This window comes from Neptunomonas sp. (assembly GCF_041601355.1).
GTDB lineage: Bacteria > Pseudomonadota > Gammaproteobacteria > Pseudomonadales > Balneatricaceae > Neptunomonas.
Map to the genome: position 1 here is coordinate 17,286 of NZ_JBFIIH010000007.1, position 16,592 is coordinate 33,877.

A 16,592-nucleotide genomic window follows, 5' to 3' on the forward strand; every position below is an offset into this window, starting at 1 on the left:
CCGGGGAAATAATGAAACTCATTGAGTGAATTGAGTATAAAGGTATCACACTCACATACTCATTATGCCGCTGTTGCATGCGATTTATGCGCTGCTGATTGATTCATAGGAATAAACCGCACCAGCCCCCCGACAGCCAGTTGTAATGTCCGGAATGTGGCTTGATCGATAATGATATCGCCGTTTTCGTTGAGTTTCCCCGGGGCTAATGCAACACGATAGTTGTCCAGGTTTTCATTGCTGATCAGGTACATTTGCGAAGAAGCGGGTAGGCTGTCAATGACCTGAAAGTGGCTGCTATTACTGTCTTTGACACTGCGTATCTCTTTGATATCTGCCTGTACGGAAGGGCCTCCATCAAACAGATCGACATAACCTGTGAATTGAAACCCTTCTTTTTTCAGCATATATAAAGCAGGCGCAGAAGAGTCGTGAGGTTTGCCAATAACGTCTTGTGCTTCCTGCGGTAGCAAGTTGATATAGATGGGATACTTAGGCATCAGATCAGAGATAAACTGCGAACCTTTCAGTGCGGCGGTATTTACGGCATCCTGAAACTCAATACCAAAGAAAGGCTTGCCTAAGTTATCCCACAACGGAGACCGTCCATTTTCATCCTGCCAGCCACGTAGCTCGGCAATAACCTGATCGCCGAAACGTTCCGGGAAATCAGCCATTGCCAGAAAACGTGCACGTGAAAGGAACTGCCCAACGCCGGGTTTACGGTATTCCGGTAACAGATAAATAGAGCCGACCTCAGTAGAGCCGGTGTAATCATTGACGATATTAAGGACTTTGGTTTTACGAATAATATCCAGGTCGCTGCTGCTACTCACCAGTGTGGATATTTTGTAAGAGTAAAAAGGGCGCTTAAGCCCCACACCTGTGTATATAGCGGTGGTACCGGCAATATGCCCGGTAGCCGTATCTTCCAGTACCATGAAATAGGTGTTGCTATCCGCTGCTGGTAGGGCAGAGTTAAATGCTTGAGCCGATGCACTGATTTTTTCCTGCCATGCGGCTTCATCGGCAGGCATTGATGTCATCCCTTTGCCGACAGCACGAGAGATATTCATCAGATCATCCAGATCACTTTCTTTGCAGGGGCGAATAATCAGCATGTTGCGCTCACTTATTTCTCATTGTCATTTTTATATTCTACGCGCGGCCTGACAAAATGAGCTGTTTAAATAGGTGTGTAGTGAGCAATAAAATAGGGAAATAATAGCTAATGAAAAATTTAATTCGGATAGTAAGTAAAAGTCATCGGAATGTGGTTTTTAGATAATTTATTGAGATAACAAATATTTACTCGTAATTAAGGCGTAATTAAATAGCAGCGCAGAAATAGCGGAAGGGAGTGATGGGGATGGGGCGAAATATTATTTCGTTCCTGTTGCGAAGCTATCCGCTACTTATCTTACACAGAGTCACTCTAAAAGCGTGAGGCTGTAGAGATAGGTTAATGAGATAGGGTAATGAGTTAGGCTAGGTGTTAAATAGCGCTGTAAGCGAGTTCATCAACTTCCTTTGCTGACCTGTGCTGTTTGATGATCTGTCGTGCAGTGCGTGTGCACTTCCCACAGCAGCTACCAAGCGATAACGATTTGTTCAGATCAGAGACATTCGTAGCACCTTCATCGAGGGCATCTTTAATTTGTGAATCAGTTACTGCGTTACAAATACAAATATACATGATGATAGAACCTGATATGCTAAAATCTATATGTTATTAAGATTGATAATAATTCTCATGTAGATTTAAAGCAAGCTTTGTTCGAATTTTAATCCTAACGTATGACTTTTGCCGCGCATCGTTTTAAGCTTCATGTGTTTTATAAACTTAACTAAAGTTTGCCGGAGGGTGTTATGCAGGGTGATAAGCAGGTGCTAAGTATGCTCAGTAAGGTTTTGACGGCTGAGCTGACATCTATTAATCAGTTTTTTTTGCATGCTCGTATGTATAAGCACTGGGGGCTGGATGAGTTGAATGAAAAGTCCTATAAAAAATCTATCAAAGATATGAAGCAGGCTGATGCCCTGATCGAACGAATTTTGTTCCTTGAAGGGTTGCCCAATCTTCAGCATCTTGAGCGGTTGCGGATTGGCGAGCATACCGCTGAGATGCTGCAGTGCGATCTGGAGTTTGAGATGGAGCAGTTGGCGCTGCTTCGTCAGGCCATTGCGCTGTGTGAAACCCAATCTGACTATGTTAGCCGTGATATGCTGGAAGAGATTCTTGAAGCCGAAGAAGGGCATCTCGATTGGATTGAGGCGCAGCAGCATCTGATTAGCCAGATGAGTATCGCAAATTATCTACAGAGCAAGCTTTAATCGGGCGGAGAGAATGTATGAAAGGTAATCAACGTGTAATTGACGGCTTGAACTCGTTGCTGGCAATGGAACTGGCGGCCATGGATCAGTACTTTATCCACTCACGCATGTACGATGATTGGGGGTTAAGCAAACTTTTTGTGCGTATCGATCATGAAGTCGAAGATGAAAAGGGGCATGCCGCGTTACTGATCGAGCGTATGCTTTTTCTCGAAGGCATACCTGATATGGTGACGCGAGATGGGTTGAAAATCGGTTCTAATGTTGCCGAGATGATAGAAAGCGATCTGCGTATTGAATATAGCGTGGCTGACCAGCTCAAAGCAGTGATTAAAATCTGTGAAGAAGAGCAGGATTATCAGTCCCGGGAGATTCTTGAGAAGCTGTTGGAAGATACAGAAGTTGATCATGCCTATTGGCTTGAGCAGCAACTGGGCCTGATTAAGATGATTGGGCTGGAAAACTACCTGCAGTCTCAGATGTGATTTTTTCTTTGTGACGGATCGATAAAAGCGGTCACTCTCTGGAAAGGAAACCGCTTTTTAGTTAGCTTCCTTTATGCATAAGTATAGAAGTAGCCCGAGTATAGAGTGCCTCTGTTATAAGAAGTACTTTGTTATCAATGAGTGCTGAAGGCTGTTTGTCGATGCTTTACCTAACCTGGTGAATAATAGGTACCCTATGCGGATTGAAAATAGTAAGAATCGGATTGTTTTATGACGCTTGACCGTATCAATCGAAAGATTCTTTCAGTCCTTCAGAATGAAGCACGCATCACTAATCAGGATCTGGCGGAAAGGGTGAGCCTCTCCCCGAGTTCCTGTTTAAACCGGGTGAAAAAATTAGAAGAAGAAGGATTGATCGGTCCGTATCTGACTGTGTTAAATCTGCCAAAACTATGTCGCAGTGTCACGGTGATTGCGACCGTCAGTTTAAAGGATCAGAGCACTGAGGCGTTTCGTCTGTTTCGTCAGGCAGCCCAGGGCATTCCTGAAGTCGTTGAATGTGATACGGTGAGTGGTGTGTTTGACTTCTTTCTTAAAATTGTGGCGCCAGATATGCTGAGATATAACGCCATTAATGACCGGTTACTCGATCTGATACCCGGACAAATTAATATTAGCAGTCATGTAGTACTTGAAACCGGAAAACCCTTTCGTGGCTACCCGCTGGATCAGTTGTTGGATGATTAGGAAATCAAGCCTGTCAGGTGATAACAGGCTTGATGGGCGTTAAAAATGCTATCAGATTCAGTTTTTAATTAACGGCAGCAACGACAGATATCTCTACCAGCAGCTCCGGAGAAGCCATCTTCGCCTCTACACACGCGCGAGCAGGAGCCTTGCCTTCCTCAACCCATGCATCCCAAACACTGTTCATCTCGGCAAACAGGCTCATATCTTTCAGGTAGATAGTGGCTGAAAGGATACTTTCTTTTGAACTGCCGACTGACTCCAGCAGAGAAACAACTTTTGCCAGCATGGTTTGTGTTTGTTGTGTAATACCCGCGGTGCGATCTTCTGCTACCTGGCCACAAAGATAAACGGTATTGTTATGTACCACTGCGCGGCTCATGCGGACGCCGGTTTCATAGCGAGTGATCGACATTGTTTGTATACCCTGTAGTTAGTTAATAGTTAGTTAAAGAAGGTTAATTAAAAAGTTAGTTCAAACCGCTGATGAAAAAGCAGCTTTTGATAAATCGTATCTGATAGACAATAGTAATATATGTCTGTCAGGAGATTTTCATTTTTTTTGAGTTTATTCAGCCAAAACGGCTATTTCGCCAAAGGTGAGTAACCCAAGTGACCGAGTTGCACTTATAGGTATTTTCCCATTGATGGTGGCCTGACTTCTACTTTTAGCAGCGCTAAAATTGGGAGGACTACCTTTATGAGAATCTGATCTTTGAGTATGTGCTCATGTAAGTTGATCAAAGGGTTCCATTTAGAGGTTCGTAATCTGCTCTATGTAGAAAGGGTTTCAAATAAAAAAACCGGGCTTTCACCCGGTGACAGAAGCGCTACAACTAATAAGGAGGCATAAAGTAATTCAGACTTGCTGAAAGGGATAAACAGAGCCCAGATTTAAGATCTGTGTCAGTTCATCCAGTGCACGGCGAGATTCCAGCAGTAGTTGTGGATCAGCCAGATCTGCTTCTGTGATACGATCGCGATAATGTTGCTCAACCCATTGAGTCAGATGAGAATAAAGTGCTGCACTCATCAGGGTATTCGGGTTACACGCGGCTTGTTCCTGTTCATTAAGTACCACGCGTAAGCGCAGGCATGCAGGCCCGCCGCCGTTGCTCATGCTCTGTTTCAGATCAAATACTTTCAACTCGTTAATCGGTGAATCACCGTCGCGTAATTCAGTTAGGTAATCCCAGACAGCGGGTATCTGCTGGCATTCTTCAGGAATTACAATCACGGTTTTGCCGTTGATAGACAGTAGCTGGCTGTTGAACAGATAACTTTTTACGGCATTTTCAACAGAGACGCGTGCGCTAGGCACTTCAATCACATTGAACTGGTTGTTCATTGCAGCAGTGAGCTGCTTCAGCACTTCGGGTTGATTTAAAAAGGCTTCCTGATGGCAGAACATCAGGTCACGGTTGCCCACCGCAATAACATCATTATGGAATACGCCTTTATCGATCACATCCGGGTTTTGTTGAGCATAAACGACCCCTTTATCCTGCAAACCATGTAAACGAGCTACGGCTGCCGATGCCTCGTAAGTATGACGGGCCGGGTAGCGAACCGGTGCAGGCTTGCTGCTATCAAATGCATTACGGCCATAGACGAAGAATTCAACACCGGCGTGGCCATACTCATGGCAGAAACGCGTATGGTTTGCTGCGCCTTCATCACCGAAGTGTTCCACACCTGGTAGCGCCTGGTGATGAGAGAAATAGCGCTCATCACTGAAGGTCGCTTTCAGAATACGTCCGGTCACTTCATGTTCAATCGAGCGATGAAATTTATTAGTCAGGTTTGCCGGTGTGAAATGTACTTTGCCATCGGCCGTATCAGCACTGGGTGATACGGTGGCGGCATTGGCTGTCCACATGCTCGAAGCCGAGCAGCAGGCAGCCAGAATTTTAGGTGCTTGCGTGCTGGCCGCTTGCAGGACGTCGGCATCCGTGCCGGTAAAACCCAGGCGGCGCAACGTGTTGATATCAGGCCGCTCTTGCGGAGCAAGGACTCCCTGAGTCATACCGGCATCGTGCAGGGCTTTCATTTTAGCTAAGCCTTGCAGTGCTGCTTGCTTAGGGTTTGATGCCTGGGCAGAGTGGCTCTGTGACGCAACGTTTCCAAATGACAGGCCAGCGTAGTTATGTGTTGGCCCGACCAGGCCGTCAAAATTGGCTTCTACCGCATTGATAGTGGATGTCATCTCAATCTCCATTAGGCTTAGTTGAGTGTCAGGCCTGGGGATAGCGTCTCTGGCAATGAAAGATGATCTGCTTCAATGCCGGCAACAGGGTATGCGCAGTAATCTGCGGCATAATAGGCGCTGGCGCGGTGGTTGCCACTGGCACCAATGCCGCCAAAAGGTGCAGCACTGCTGGCACCTGTTAGTTGCTTGTTCCAGTTGACGATGCCGGCACGGATATGGCGGTAAAAGTGATCGAAGTGTTGGGCATTATCGCTGAACAGGCCGGCAGATAAGCCAAACTGCGTAGCATTCGCCTGACGGATAGCATCATCGAAATCAGTGTAACGGATCACTTTTAATAGCGGGCCAAAGTGTTCTTCATCTGGCATGTTTTTAACAGCGGTGACATCAATCAAGCCCGGGGATACTAGGCCTGTACCTGCTTTGAGTTTTTCCAGCTTGAGTAGCGAAGTTGCACCCATGTCCAGTAGTTGTTGCTGTACGGCGACCATACCATCGGCGGCCGCTTCAGAGATCAAGCTCCCCATGAAAGGAGCCGGTTCATCAAACTGACCACCAACCTTAATCTGGCTGACGGCTGTTTTTAGTTGCTCAAGGAACTGATGGCCGGTGTCGGTTAACGGTACAAATAAGCGACGCGCACAGGTACAGCGTTGGCCTGAAGTGATATAAGCAGATTGAATGGTTTCGTGTACGGCTGCTTTAATGTCACTGATCTCATCGATGATCAGTGGGTTGTTGCCGCCCATTTCCAGTGCGAGAATTTTTCCTGGATGCCCCGCGAATTGTTCGTGGAGCAGATGGCCGGTGCGCGAGCTGCCGGTGAAGAAAAGCCCATCAATATCCGGGTTTGAGGCCAGGGCAATTCCGGTCTCTTTTTCACCTTGAACCAGGTTGATCACACCGGCGGGTAAACCTGATTTTTCCCACAAAGAGACCATCAGTTCTGCCACTTTAGGCGTGAGTTCACTTGGCTTGAAAATAACCGTATTGCCTGCCAGTAAAGCCGGAACGATGTGTCCATTGGGTAGGTGAGCAGGGAAGTTGTAAGGGCCGAAAATAGCGACAACACCGTGGGGCTTGTGACGCAGCACAGCCTTTGCTCCAGCCATATCACTGCTGCGCTCGCCAGTACGTTCGATGGCCGCTTTGACAGAGATCTCGATTTTACCAATAACGGCCGCGGCTTCGGTTTGTGTCTCCCAGAATGGCTTGCCGGTTTCTTCTGCGATGGTGCGCGCCAATGGCATCTTATTTTCGCTTAACTGTTCAGCATAACGGCGCACCTGTTCGCAACGTTGTTCGAAACTGAGGTTTGCCCATGCGGCGCTGGCCGTCCTCGCTGCAGATACAGCAGAGGATACCTGTTCTGCACTGGCTGCCTGGCCTGTCCAGATGGGTTCGCCGGTTGTTGGATTAACGGAATTAAAGGCTGTGCCCTGGCCTGCCAGCCACTGGCCGTTAATGAAGAGTGATGCCGTCATATTAAAATCTCCTTCCTGAGGACAGTCGAACGATGCGAACAGTCGTGCCCTCAATAATGTTCAGTGCAGAGGCCACGTCGGGCGTTACATTAATTAAGTTATTACCCGCTCGTGTCAGCGTCGACATGCAGCAACGAAATTGGCAAAGCTTGGTGGTGCTGATCAGATAAAGCTCACCCTCATCTTTATCCTTAGCGGGTGTGTCAGTGATATGTACTTTGACATACCGACTTTCCTGAATAGCGCGTATATCGTTGACGCGTGCTTCCAGTGTCGGGCCTCCATCAAAAATATCGACATAGCCGGTATAGCGCATCCCCTCGTTCTCTAACAAACGGCGCGCAGGCGTGGTCGCCTCATGGGTTTTGCCAATTGAATTCTGCGCTTCCTTGGATAATAGATTGGTATAGATGGTGTTTTTGGGCATCAGCTCGGCAATAAATACTTTGCCCATTGACGAAATTTTATCAGCTTCCGCAAAGTCCAGAGAGAAGAAGTGTCGGCCCAATCCTTCCCAAAATGGAGAGACACCTTTGTCGTCTGAATAACCACGCATCTCCGCAATCAGGTGTTCATTAAATCGTTGTGGAAACTCTGCCATAAACATGAAGCGGGATTTCGACAGCAGCGAGCCTTGCTTACTGTGGCGTGCTTCGGGTGTTAAAAACAGCGTGCAGAGTTCGGAGTACCCGGTATGATCATTGCTGATCGTCAGGGTGCTGATTTGGTTATAGACCTTTAATTCGCGAGAAGCATGAACCAGTGTGCCTACACGGTAGTTGTACCAGGGATCGGTTAACCCCACAGCTGATTCGATTCCGCATATGCCCACAACTTCATGTGTGTCTGTATCTTCCATGACAAACAGGTAGAGGGCTTCTTTTGGGGGGCTTTGGGCAGTAAAAGGGATGAGAGCTGCTTCAAGTTTAGCCGCGACCTGCTCATCATTGTCTTGCAATGAAGTGAACCCCGGCCCGGTTTTGCGTGCCAGTTCTCGCAGGGCTTTGTAATCATTTGCCTGAATAGGGCGAACTACCATCATAATTATACTTTCTCCTGTTGCGGTTAAAGGCGAATGGTACGAACCTTATCGCCACTGCTAAGGAGTAACGCTTCGGCTACCTCTGCACTAATGACGGGGTGTTGTGGATCAAGTGCGGTCATCAGACAACGGAAGTTTTCGCGTCCCAGATTACTGATCAGCACATCGACGGGTTGCTCAGCTGCATCTGTGTTGCCAATTTTTACTTCGGTTAGCCGGTTCTGTGCGACCGTGTGAATATCCCGGGTGCGTGCTTCAAGCGTAGGCCCCGCATCGAAAATATCGACATAGCGGCGGTAGCTGAAGCCCTCTTCTTCGAGCAGGGTTTTAACCTCTGCCATATCAGGGCGGGGTTGGCCCAACGATGCCTGAGCTTCCGCACTTAATAGCGGCACATAAACCGGATAGTGGGGCATCAGGTCAGCAATAAAGCCTTTTGAATTAATGCCGGTTAAGTAGTTAGCTTTATTGAAGTCCATATTGAAAAAGTGCCGTCCCAGACATTCCCAAAACGGAGAGCGGTTTTCGCTGTCGGCGACACCTTGTAACTCGGCAATCAATTTGTTTGCGAAGCGCTCCGGATATTGGGCGATAAATAGCATCCGGCAGCGAGACAGTAGATTCAGATTTGCTGTGGTACGATGTGCTTTATCCAGAAACAGCGTACATAGCCGCGCTGAACCGGTGTAATCCTGGCATAAATGTAAGGCAGGAATACGGTTGTGGATCTGCAGTTCGTTGGACGCATGCACGACGTCATCCACTCGATAGCTATAAAAGGGTGTATTCATGCCCACACTTGCATCAACACCGCAGACACCCACTATTTCGCCATTGGTTTGATCTTCTAAGACAAAATGGTAGCTCTCATCAGAATATTGAGTCACCTCTTTGCGTAACGACTGTCGGGTACGGTTAATCAATTCGTTCAGATGATCACGGTTGGCAGGCAATGTGGTCATGCGGCCACCGGAGATAACCGCCAAACGTTCTAAGCCTTGCAGGTCGGCAAATGTAAGAGGGCGAATTAACAGCATTTATTGCTCCTTTAGCCAACTAAGGTCAGTGGCGCTAGCCAGTTTCATGAGCAGTAAAGCGCTTAAGCGCGCACGCGCTGATAAACTACTGACAAACATATATTCATCACTGGAATGAATTTTTCCACCCTGTACGCCTAACGTGTCGATATTAGGAATACCCGCTGCTGCCAGATTGTTGCCATCACAGCAGCCACCTGTAGCGACCCAATTGATGCTCATTCCAAGATCTTCGCCGCATTCTTTTGCCAGTTCAAATAGCTTTTGGTTAGCAGCACTCAGTACTTTGGGTTTGCGGCCAAAACCGCCGTGCAAAGTGGCATTAATACCATCACGTTGGTTAAGTTCTGCTATCAATTCTTCGATATGTTGTGTGCACCATGCTTCATCTTCCGGGCGCTCTAAACGTATGTTAAAACGTGACAAACACAGATCGGGAACCACGTTGACGGCACCGCCACCTTCGATAAAACCAGGGTTGATCGTAACGCCCTCGCGCTGTCCGTTGAGATCATCTAAGGCTGAAATGAAATCACACATGGCACGGATCGCATTGCGTCCAAGGTGATGTTCACGGCCTGCATGAGCTGCTTTGCCCCGTACCACAATGCTGAAGTTGCCGCTGCCTTTGCGAGCACCGGCAAGCGTGCCATCGGGCATGCAAGGCTCGTAAATCATACCCAGATCAACGCGGCTCGCTGCATCCGCAATCAGGGGTGCTGAGCCGGGAGAGCCGATCTCTTCATCGGGATTGAACAGAATCTCCCAACCAATGTTATTTGCCCAAGGACTACGTTCTAAGGCTTCAATGGCCTTAAGCATTACCATTAATCCCCCTTTCAGGTCGGCAACACCGGGGCCGTTTAAGGTATTGTCGTCCAGCCAGGTGATATCTTGAAAAGAGGAGTCTGCAGGAAATACAGTATCCATATGACCGCAGAAAAATATCTGTAGTGGTGCTTCCGGGCGTTTGCGGATGCGCAGAGCATCCCCTAAGGGTGCATGGGACACTTCTCCTGAAGCACTGACAAATTCAAAGGGCGCGACAGGAATCACCTCTGCGTTACCGCCAAGCGCTTCGCAGTATTGCGCTAGCTTTTGACGAACACGATTGACGCCGGCTGTATTCAGGGAGCCTGAGTTTAACAAAGCAAGTTCAATGGTTTTCGCCAGCATCTCATCTTGTTGCGAATCCAGCCAGTCCAGCCATTGTGTGTAGTCGTGAGCCATACTTGAGTCCTTTTGTCTGATTTAACCATTATTGGTGAAAACGTTAAAAGAATCTGTTGAGTATGCGACCTGATTTTCAGATTTCTAAATAATTTGTTGTGTCGTTACCAGGGTGGGGAGGTAAAGCGCTTAACCAAAAAATCCAGCAAAGCACGTACGGCGGGTGATAAATGCCGCCTGGAAGCATAAAGCGCGTATAAAGTTAGCGGGGGGGGAGACCACTCGGGTAGGATCTTTACCAGAGATCCCTCGGTAATATATGGATTAGCAAGGTAGCATGGCTGTAGCGCTATTCCTGCATTGCTGAGTGCTGCATTTAGTAAAACAGTGACTTCATTGGCAGTGAAGCGCGGAGTGACTTCGACCTGTTCAAGCTGCTTATTACGCGATAATTGCCAGACTCCTTTTCCAAAGTTGGCATATCCCAGGCAGGCGTGTTGTGCCAGTTCTGATGGATGCTGTGGATATCCATGAGTCTCTACATAATGAGGTGAAGCAACCAATACTGAATCACATTGCGTCAGAGGGCGGGCAATCAGCATTGGATCAGGCGTGTTGCTGATACGGATCGCCAGATCAATCCGGGCTTCTACCAAATTGAGTGTATTGTCGTTAGCATCAAGGTCAATTTTCAGATGTGGATGTAATGCAAGGAAGTCGCACACGGCTGTTGCCAAGTGAGCATGGGCAAAAGACATGCTGCAGGTTAGCTTGAGTTGTCCCCGTAGCGTGTTTTCCTCAGGTGTTATTTCTGCCTCGGCATCCTCCATAATATCGAGCATCTTTAAGCAATGTTGAAGGCTTTGTTCGCCCGCATGAGTCAGCGTTACGAGTCGTGTTGTGCGTTGTAACAGCCGGGCATTTAACCATTTTTCCATAGTGGCAATGTAGCGCGTTACCATCGCACGTGACATATCCAGGCGTTCTGCGCTGGCGGTAAAACTACGCGTATGTGCTACATCGACAAAAACCCGCATGGCAGTAAGTCTGTCCATTTCATTAACTCTTTTATTTGATCTATTTGTGAAACAATATTGCGCATTTTTAGCAGTTTATCTGATCGGATAATGAAATTATAGTGTTGCCATGCTTAGCTTCATACAGGTGGCTTAGCGAACAAATTGTTAATTCTATGAGGAATACAGAGATGTTTAAAAAAATGATCTTGGGTGCATTACTGGTAAGCACATTGGCTTCAGCGCAAGCCGCAGAGCCGTTGGCGTTAAAAGTTTATAATGCCAATGCAGAGAGCTTTCATGTGAACTCGGTGTTGGTCAGCGGTGAAACAGAAGCTATTGTTATTGATGCGGGTTTTACGCGGGCTGATGCTCATCGTATTGCGGCTAATATATTGGACAGTGGCAAAAAACTGACTACTATCTTTGTGAGTCAGGCAGACCCTGATTATTACTTTGGTGTAGAAGTACTGAAAGAAATATTTCCAGAGGCAAAAGTACTGACAAGTGCTGCGGTTCGTGAAAAAATCGAATCTAAGTTACCTGCAAAGGTTTCATTTTGGGGCCCGAAAATGGGAGTAAATGCGCCACAAAATCCTATTCTTCCACAGCTCCTTAAAGGCGATAAGCTATATGTCGATGGCGAAGTTCTTGAGCTTCACGGTACTAGCGGAGAACTGGCGCATCGTCCTTATGTATGGATTCCTTCTTTAAAAGCTGTTGTTGGTAACGTCGCAGTGTTCGGTGATTTGCATGTGTGGACAGCTGATGTGCAAAGCACAAGCGCCCGTAACGCTTGGTTAGCACAACTCGATGAGATGGAAAGCTTAAAACCTGCTGTTGTTGTACCGGGTCATATGAAGGCGGAAACGGAGCTGGATTTGAATACGATTCGTTATACGCGCAGATACCTACAAGGTTTTTATAAGGCAGCAGACACCGCGGACAACTCTGCTACATTAATTGAGACTATGCAGAAAAATTATCCTGATGCCGGTCTGCCAGTCGCATTGGGTATTGGTGCGAAGGTCGCCACAGGTGAAATGAAGTGGTGAAATATGGCAATGAGAGCCGGGTAAGCAGGTGAAATAGATATGATGACGCGGCTGCTTGCTTGTATTAATAACTGCCGCGTTTTTATGCCCTCGAATTTGTCATGCCTCTTTGCATTTAAAAGAGAGGCCTTCTTGTTTCAGCATTGCCTGAATAGAACTGCGTTTGAGTAAGGTTATCAGCAACTGCTTAATCTTTGGATAATCTTGTGCCCGGCTTTCGTAGCGGCGACTCCAGTAGGCAATCATAAACAGATGAAAGTCAGCACCACTTAATGTATCCCCCAGTATCCAGGGGCCTTTCCCGCTAAGGTCTTTTTCGATTACTTGCCAGCAGCGCTCAAGCTCTGCAGACGCTTTTACTTTTAACGAGTGTTGACCTGCTGTGTTATCACAGTAATGTTCGGGATGTGCCCAGCGGTTGGCGGCCTCTTGTAGTGTATTCGACATCCAGATGAGTGATTGGTAGTAATGGCCTCTTTGTGGTGACGTTGTGATAGGGGATAAGCCTGATTCAGGGTGCTGATCCAGAAGGTATATGAGAATGGCGGCCGATTCGTAAATAATATGGCCATCATGTAGCAGGGTGGGGACCTTGCCGTTTGGATTAATGGCGAGGTACTCCGGTGTTTTTTGCATCTGGCGGGCAAGGTCTATTTCAACGAGCTGATAATCAACGCCAAGTTCTTCCAACACCGCGTGAGTAGCCATATTGGCCCCGCCCCGGTCCCAATAGAGTATGTAAATAAGGTATCTCCTGTCGAGTTGCTACTAGAAATTATTATACATAAACAAGCATAATCGTTTGAATATTAATCTGAACAAGTGCAGTGGCTTTTAATAGTTAATAAACTGACTTGATGGTTTGCCTGGCAGACAAAATAGCTGAGCCGGTTTCATCATAAGTGATCACTTTTTCTTGCCTGTGAAGTATACTTCTGCTCCCCTTTCAATACCGTTTTTTTATTTTGGTCACTATCATGCCGAGAGCTTCAGAACTTAGAAAAGGACATGTTGTAGAAATCAGCGGAACATTATATCGAGTCCTGCATGTTGATGTGCGTAGCCCGTCATCAAGAGGTGCGCAGACGCTTTATAAAGTGCGCTTTAATCAATTACCACACGGTGGTAAACGCGAAGAAACTTATACTGGAGATGATGTTGTTACTTCAGTGGCTCTTGAGCGGCGTCAGGTGTCGTTACTTTATCGTGAGGGTAATGTTTACACCTTCATGGATCAGGAAGACTACAGCCAGTACAGTGTAGAGGAACAAATTATCAGTGAGCAGCTAGCATTTCTCAGCGATGGCTTGGGCGGTATTAATGCAATGCTGGTAGATGATCAGATTATCGGCCTGGAACTGCCTACGACGATTGTTCTTGAAATCGTGGAATGTATACCGGGAATGCAAGCTGCTAGTGCTACAGGGCGGACTAAACCCGCAAAATGCATCAACGGTTATCAGCTGCAAGTGCCTGAATATATAAAAGAAGGTGAAAAAGTGAGGATTAATACAGAAACGGGGAAATTTATTTCGCGTGATTGAGTTAATGTAGGTTTGCGGATGCTCTATAACGACGAAAGCCCGCACTAATGCGGGCTTTTCGAGCTTAACTCTGATCGGAAGATCGAGAGCGGTAAAGGTTAATCTACTGCTCTCAATTCAGCCTCAGCATTGTTATTCAACAATGCCAGAGAAGTTCATTATACAGCTTCGATCTGGTCAGCCTGAGGACCTTTTTCGCCTTGTACTTCTACGAAACGAACTGTCTGTCCTTCGTGAAGAGTTTTGCGGCCTTCACCAACGATAGAACGGAAGTGGGCAAAAAGGTCTTTACCATTTTCACGCTCAATAAAACCAAAACCTTTCTCATCGTTGAACCACTTAACTGTTCCAGTCTGCTTGTCGGACATATTCAATATTTCTCATAAATAGTAAGTTAAAACCGGGAAGTCATAATGTCTTCAATACCGGTTGTTTTCAGATGTAGCTGATCAAAAAATCATATACATCGGAATCACAATACACAACTAATGTTAGAGATACAAGCTACTTAAGAGCGATGAAGGAGGGGAGTTTAATCAGAGATTAGGAGAGTTTGAGCGTTGCGACATTCAGGCCGCAAGATTCTTGCTTGTAAAACTGGTATACTGTGCCCTCATTCTCCCCATAGGATTCTCTATTATGGCAGCAAAGCCTAAGAAAAAAGCAGCAACCGAAACTCATGACTCTATTGAAGAACAAACAGCGGCTTTCCTCCGGGCTGGTGGTCAGATTCAACAAATTGCCAGCGGTGTTACTGGCCAGCAGAATCTTGCCGGGCCACGTCAGATTGTATTGGGTAAGCCTGCAGACAAGTAATAGTCGGGATGGGCTGGTTGCGTATTAATCGAGAGCATCTTTAAACAAGTGTATCTTTGAATATGTACCGCCCTGTTTTTTCACCTCCTTTCTGACTGACAACCCTCCCCGGAAAATTCTTTGTGTCTCGTTCTGTTTGCCAATAAGTAGTTGCTGAACTTTATTAACACATCTAAAAGATACCCGTGCTACTTATCACCTTACAAATAGCACTGGGCTTTGGTTACAAGTAGCACTGAGCTTTGACAGATTAAGCGTTTTCAGCCATGAGTACTTTTATTATGGCGCGTTCCAATAATGCCATACCGTCACGAATATCTTCATCGGGTATGATCAGAGAAGGAGCCATGCGCAGTACATTCGGACCTGCCATTAAAATCATCAGTCCCTCTTCGCGAGCCGTTGCAAGAAAAGATGCAGCTTTGCCATGCATGCTGTCGATTAGCTCAACCCCAATTAATAAGCCATCGCCACGAATCTCCTTAAAGATTTCATGTTTAGCGTTTATTTTTTGCAGGTCTTCTACAAACAAAGCACGCTTATCAGCGACGCCATTCAGTAATTCAGGTTGATTAATCAGGTCCAATGCGGTTTCTGCTACAGCGCAGGCCAGTGGATTACCTCCATAGGTACTACCGTGTGTACCGAAACCGAAACTGGGAGCGATTTTATTGGTTGTCAGCATCGCGCCAATGGGAAAACCGCCACCTAATGCTTTAGCGCTGGTGAGTATGTCGGGTTCTACTCCCATTCCCATATAGGCATACAGGTGTCCGGTCCGGCCCACGCCTGTTTGGATCTCATCGAAGACAAGCAGAGCATTGTGTTGGTCGCATAACTCACGTACGCCTTTTACAAATTCAGGATCAGCCGGAATAACACCGCCTTCTCCTTGGATAGGTTCCATGACAACCGCACAGGTTTTATCTGAAATAGCGGCTTTGAGTGCTGCTAAGTCATTGAAAGGCACATGCGAAATTCCACCTGGGGCAGGTTCAAACCCTTCACGGTATTTTGCTTGTCCACCTACAGAGACAGTGAACAGTGTCCGGCCATGAAAGCCTTGATAAAAGGCGATGATTTCATGCTTTTCAGGGCCAAAATTATCATATGAGTATTTGCGAGCGAGCTTGAAGGCTGCTTCATTTGCTTCTGCACCCGAGTTACAGAAAAAAACTTTATCCGCAAAGGTGGCATCGGTAAGTTTTTTTGCCAGACGAAGCGCTGGTTCGTTGGTGAAGGTGTTGCTCATATGCCAAAGCTTATCTGATTGCTCTTTGAGTGCAGCAACCAGCGCCGGGTGTACATGGCCAAGTGCATTTACAGCGATACCTCCGGCAAAGTCGATATATTCATTATCTTCCTGATCCCATACTCGTGAACCACGGCCGCGAACTGGTACCATCTGTTGAGGGTTGTAATTGGGAACCATCACTTCATCAAAAAGTGCGCGATTAACCGGTTGTTTCAACATGGGAGTACTACCTCATTATTAATTCGGAGCTTATGGTGGGCGTCCGTTCAGCCCAATATTAGGTCAAAGGCCAGTAACAACCGGCCTGTTGAGTTGTCTATAGTCAGTATCAGTAAAAAACGCTCATGAATACAGGCCTTTAATTTCTGTAGTGCGACATGAACTTGCGCTAAGCTGACATTTGGAAAAAAGGCTAAGGAATTAGGCTCTAAAGATCA

General features: G+C 46.7%; 18 protein-coding genes. 6 read left to right on the forward strand and 12 right to left on the reverse strand.

What is annotated here, in order from left to right:
* Positions 1–62 precede the first annotated feature (62 nt).
* Both ABY436_RS02185 and ABY436_RS02190 read right to left on the reverse strand, forming a co-directional pair.
* Positions 63–1,121, reverse strand: coding sequence for an arginine N-succinyltransferase (locus ABY436_RS02185; RefSeq protein ID WP_372737391.1), 1,059 nt, complete (start codon positions 1,119–1,121; stop codon positions 63–65).
* A gap of 374 nt (positions 1,122–1,495) precedes the next feature.
* Positions 1,496–1,696: a (2Fe-2S)-binding protein gene (locus tag ABY436_RS02190; protein WP_372737392.1), complete on the reverse strand. Its 201-nt coding sequence runs from the start codon at positions 1,694–1,696 to the stop codon at positions 1,496–1,498.
* A gap of 173 nt (positions 1,697–1,869) precedes the next feature.
* Between ABY436_RS02190 and bfr (ABY436_RS02195) the strand changes: the two genes are divergently transcribed.
* The 3 genes from bfr (ABY436_RS02195) (at position 1,870) to ABY436_RS02205 (ending at position 3,527) form a co-directional block, all read left to right on the forward strand.
* Positions 1,870–2,334, forward strand: a complete 465-nt coding sequence (gene bfr, locus ABY436_RS02195) for a bacterioferritin (protein ID WP_372737393.1) — start codon at positions 1,870–1,872, stop codon at positions 2,332–2,334.
* A 17-nt stretch (positions 2,335–2,351) separates the two neighbouring features.
* Positions 2,352–2,819, forward strand: a complete 468-nt coding sequence (gene bfr / locus ABY436_RS02200) for a bacterioferritin (RefSeq protein ID WP_372737394.1) — start codon at positions 2,352–2,354, stop codon at positions 2,817–2,819.
* Positions 2,820–3,050: 231 nt separating this feature from the next.
* Positions 3,051–3,527, forward strand: coding sequence for an Lrp/AsnC family transcriptional regulator (locus ABY436_RS02205; RefSeq protein WP_372737395.1), 477 nt, complete (start codon positions 3,051–3,053; stop codon positions 3,525–3,527).
* Positions 3,528–3,591: 64 nt separating this feature from the next.
* Here the strand turns inward: ABY436_RS02205 and ABY436_RS02210 are convergent, their stop codons facing one another.
* The 7 genes from ABY436_RS02210 to ABY436_RS02240 all read right to left on the reverse strand — a co-directional run bounded on the left by ABY436_RS02210 (position 3,592) and on the right by ABY436_RS02240 (position 11,524).
* Positions 3,592–3,942: a RidA family protein gene (locus ABY436_RS02210; protein WP_372737396.1), complete on the reverse strand. Its 351-nt coding sequence runs from the start codon at positions 3,940–3,942 to the stop codon at positions 3,592–3,594.
* A 444-nt stretch (positions 3,943–4,386) separates the two neighbouring features.
* On the reverse strand, positions 4,387–5,721 hold the full coding sequence (astB, locus tag ABY436_RS02215; protein ID WP_372737433.1) for an N-succinylarginine dihydrolase: 1,335 nt from the start codon (positions 5,719–5,721) through the stop codon (positions 4,387–4,389).
* A gap of 29 nt (positions 5,722–5,750) precedes the next feature.
* On the reverse strand, positions 5,751–7,220 hold the full coding sequence (gene astD / locus ABY436_RS02220) for a succinylglutamate-semialdehyde dehydrogenase (protein WP_372737397.1): 1,470 nt from the start codon (positions 7,218–7,220) through the stop codon (positions 5,751–5,753).
* Between the two features lies 1 nt (position 7,221).
* Positions 7,222–8,262, reverse strand: a complete 1,041-nt coding sequence (astA, locus tag ABY436_RS02225; protein WP_372737398.1) for an arginine N-succinyltransferase — start codon at positions 8,260–8,262, stop codon at positions 7,222–7,224.
* A 23-nt stretch (positions 8,263–8,285) separates the two neighbouring features.
* Positions 8,286–9,299, reverse strand: a complete 1,014-nt coding sequence (gene astA, locus ABY436_RS02230; protein ID WP_372737399.1) for an arginine N-succinyltransferase — start codon at positions 9,297–9,299, stop codon at positions 8,286–8,288.
* On the reverse strand, positions 9,300–10,529 hold the full coding sequence (locus ABY436_RS02235; protein ID WP_372737400.1) for a hydrolase: 1,230 nt from the start codon (positions 10,527–10,529) through the stop codon (positions 9,300–9,302). It abuts the gene before it with no gap.
* Between the two features lie 104 nt (positions 10,530–10,633).
* Entirely contained in the window at positions 10,634–11,524 is an 891-nt protein-coding gene (locus ABY436_RS02240) for a LysR family transcriptional regulator (protein ID WP_372737401.1), read from the reverse strand.
* Between the two features lie 152 nt (positions 11,525–11,676).
* On the opposite strand from ABY436_RS02240, the gene ABY436_RS02245 reads away from it, so the two are divergent.
* Positions 11,677–12,540 carry an MBL fold metallo-hydrolase gene (locus ABY436_RS02245; protein ID WP_372737402.1) on the forward strand — a complete coding sequence of 288 codons (864 nt, stop codon included), beginning with the start codon at positions 11,677–11,679 and terminating at the stop codon, positions 12,538–12,540.
* A gap of 99 nt (positions 12,541–12,639) precedes the next feature.
* On the opposite strand, the gene ABY436_RS02250 is transcribed toward ABY436_RS02245, so the two are convergent.
* Entirely contained in the window at positions 12,640–13,284 is a 645-nt protein-coding gene (locus ABY436_RS02250; RefSeq protein ID WP_372737434.1) for a glutathione S-transferase family protein, read from the reverse strand.
* 233 nt (positions 13,285–13,517) lie between these two features.
* On the opposite strand from ABY436_RS02250, the gene yeiP reads away from it, so the two are divergent.
* Entirely contained in the window at positions 13,518–14,084 is a 567-nt protein-coding gene (yeiP, locus tag ABY436_RS02255) for an elongation factor P-like protein YeiP (RefSeq protein WP_372737403.1), read from the forward strand.
* A gap of 158 nt (positions 14,085–14,242) precedes the next feature.
* Here yeiP and ABY436_RS02260 read toward each other — a convergent pair whose 3' ends face one another.
* Complete coding sequence (locus ABY436_RS02260; protein WP_054343568.1) at positions 14,243–14,452, reverse strand: cold-shock protein; 210 nt, start codon at positions 14,450–14,452, stop codon at positions 14,243–14,245.
* A gap of 271 nt (positions 14,453–14,723) precedes the next feature.
* Here ABY436_RS02260 and ABY436_RS02265 point away from each other — a divergent pair, with 271 nt between their 5' ends.
* Positions 14,724–14,900: a hypothetical protein gene (locus tag ABY436_RS02265; protein ID WP_090729403.1), complete on the forward strand. Its 177-nt coding sequence runs from the start codon at positions 14,724–14,726 to the stop codon at positions 14,898–14,900.
* Positions 14,901–15,150: 250 nt separating this feature from the next.
* Here the strand turns inward: ABY436_RS02265 and ABY436_RS02270 are convergent, their stop codons facing one another.
* Positions 15,151–16,374, reverse strand: a complete 1,224-nt coding sequence (locus tag ABY436_RS02270) for an aspartate aminotransferase family protein (protein WP_372737404.1) — start codon at positions 16,372–16,374, stop codon at positions 15,151–15,153.
* Between the last annotated feature and the right edge of the window lie 218 nt (positions 16,375–16,592).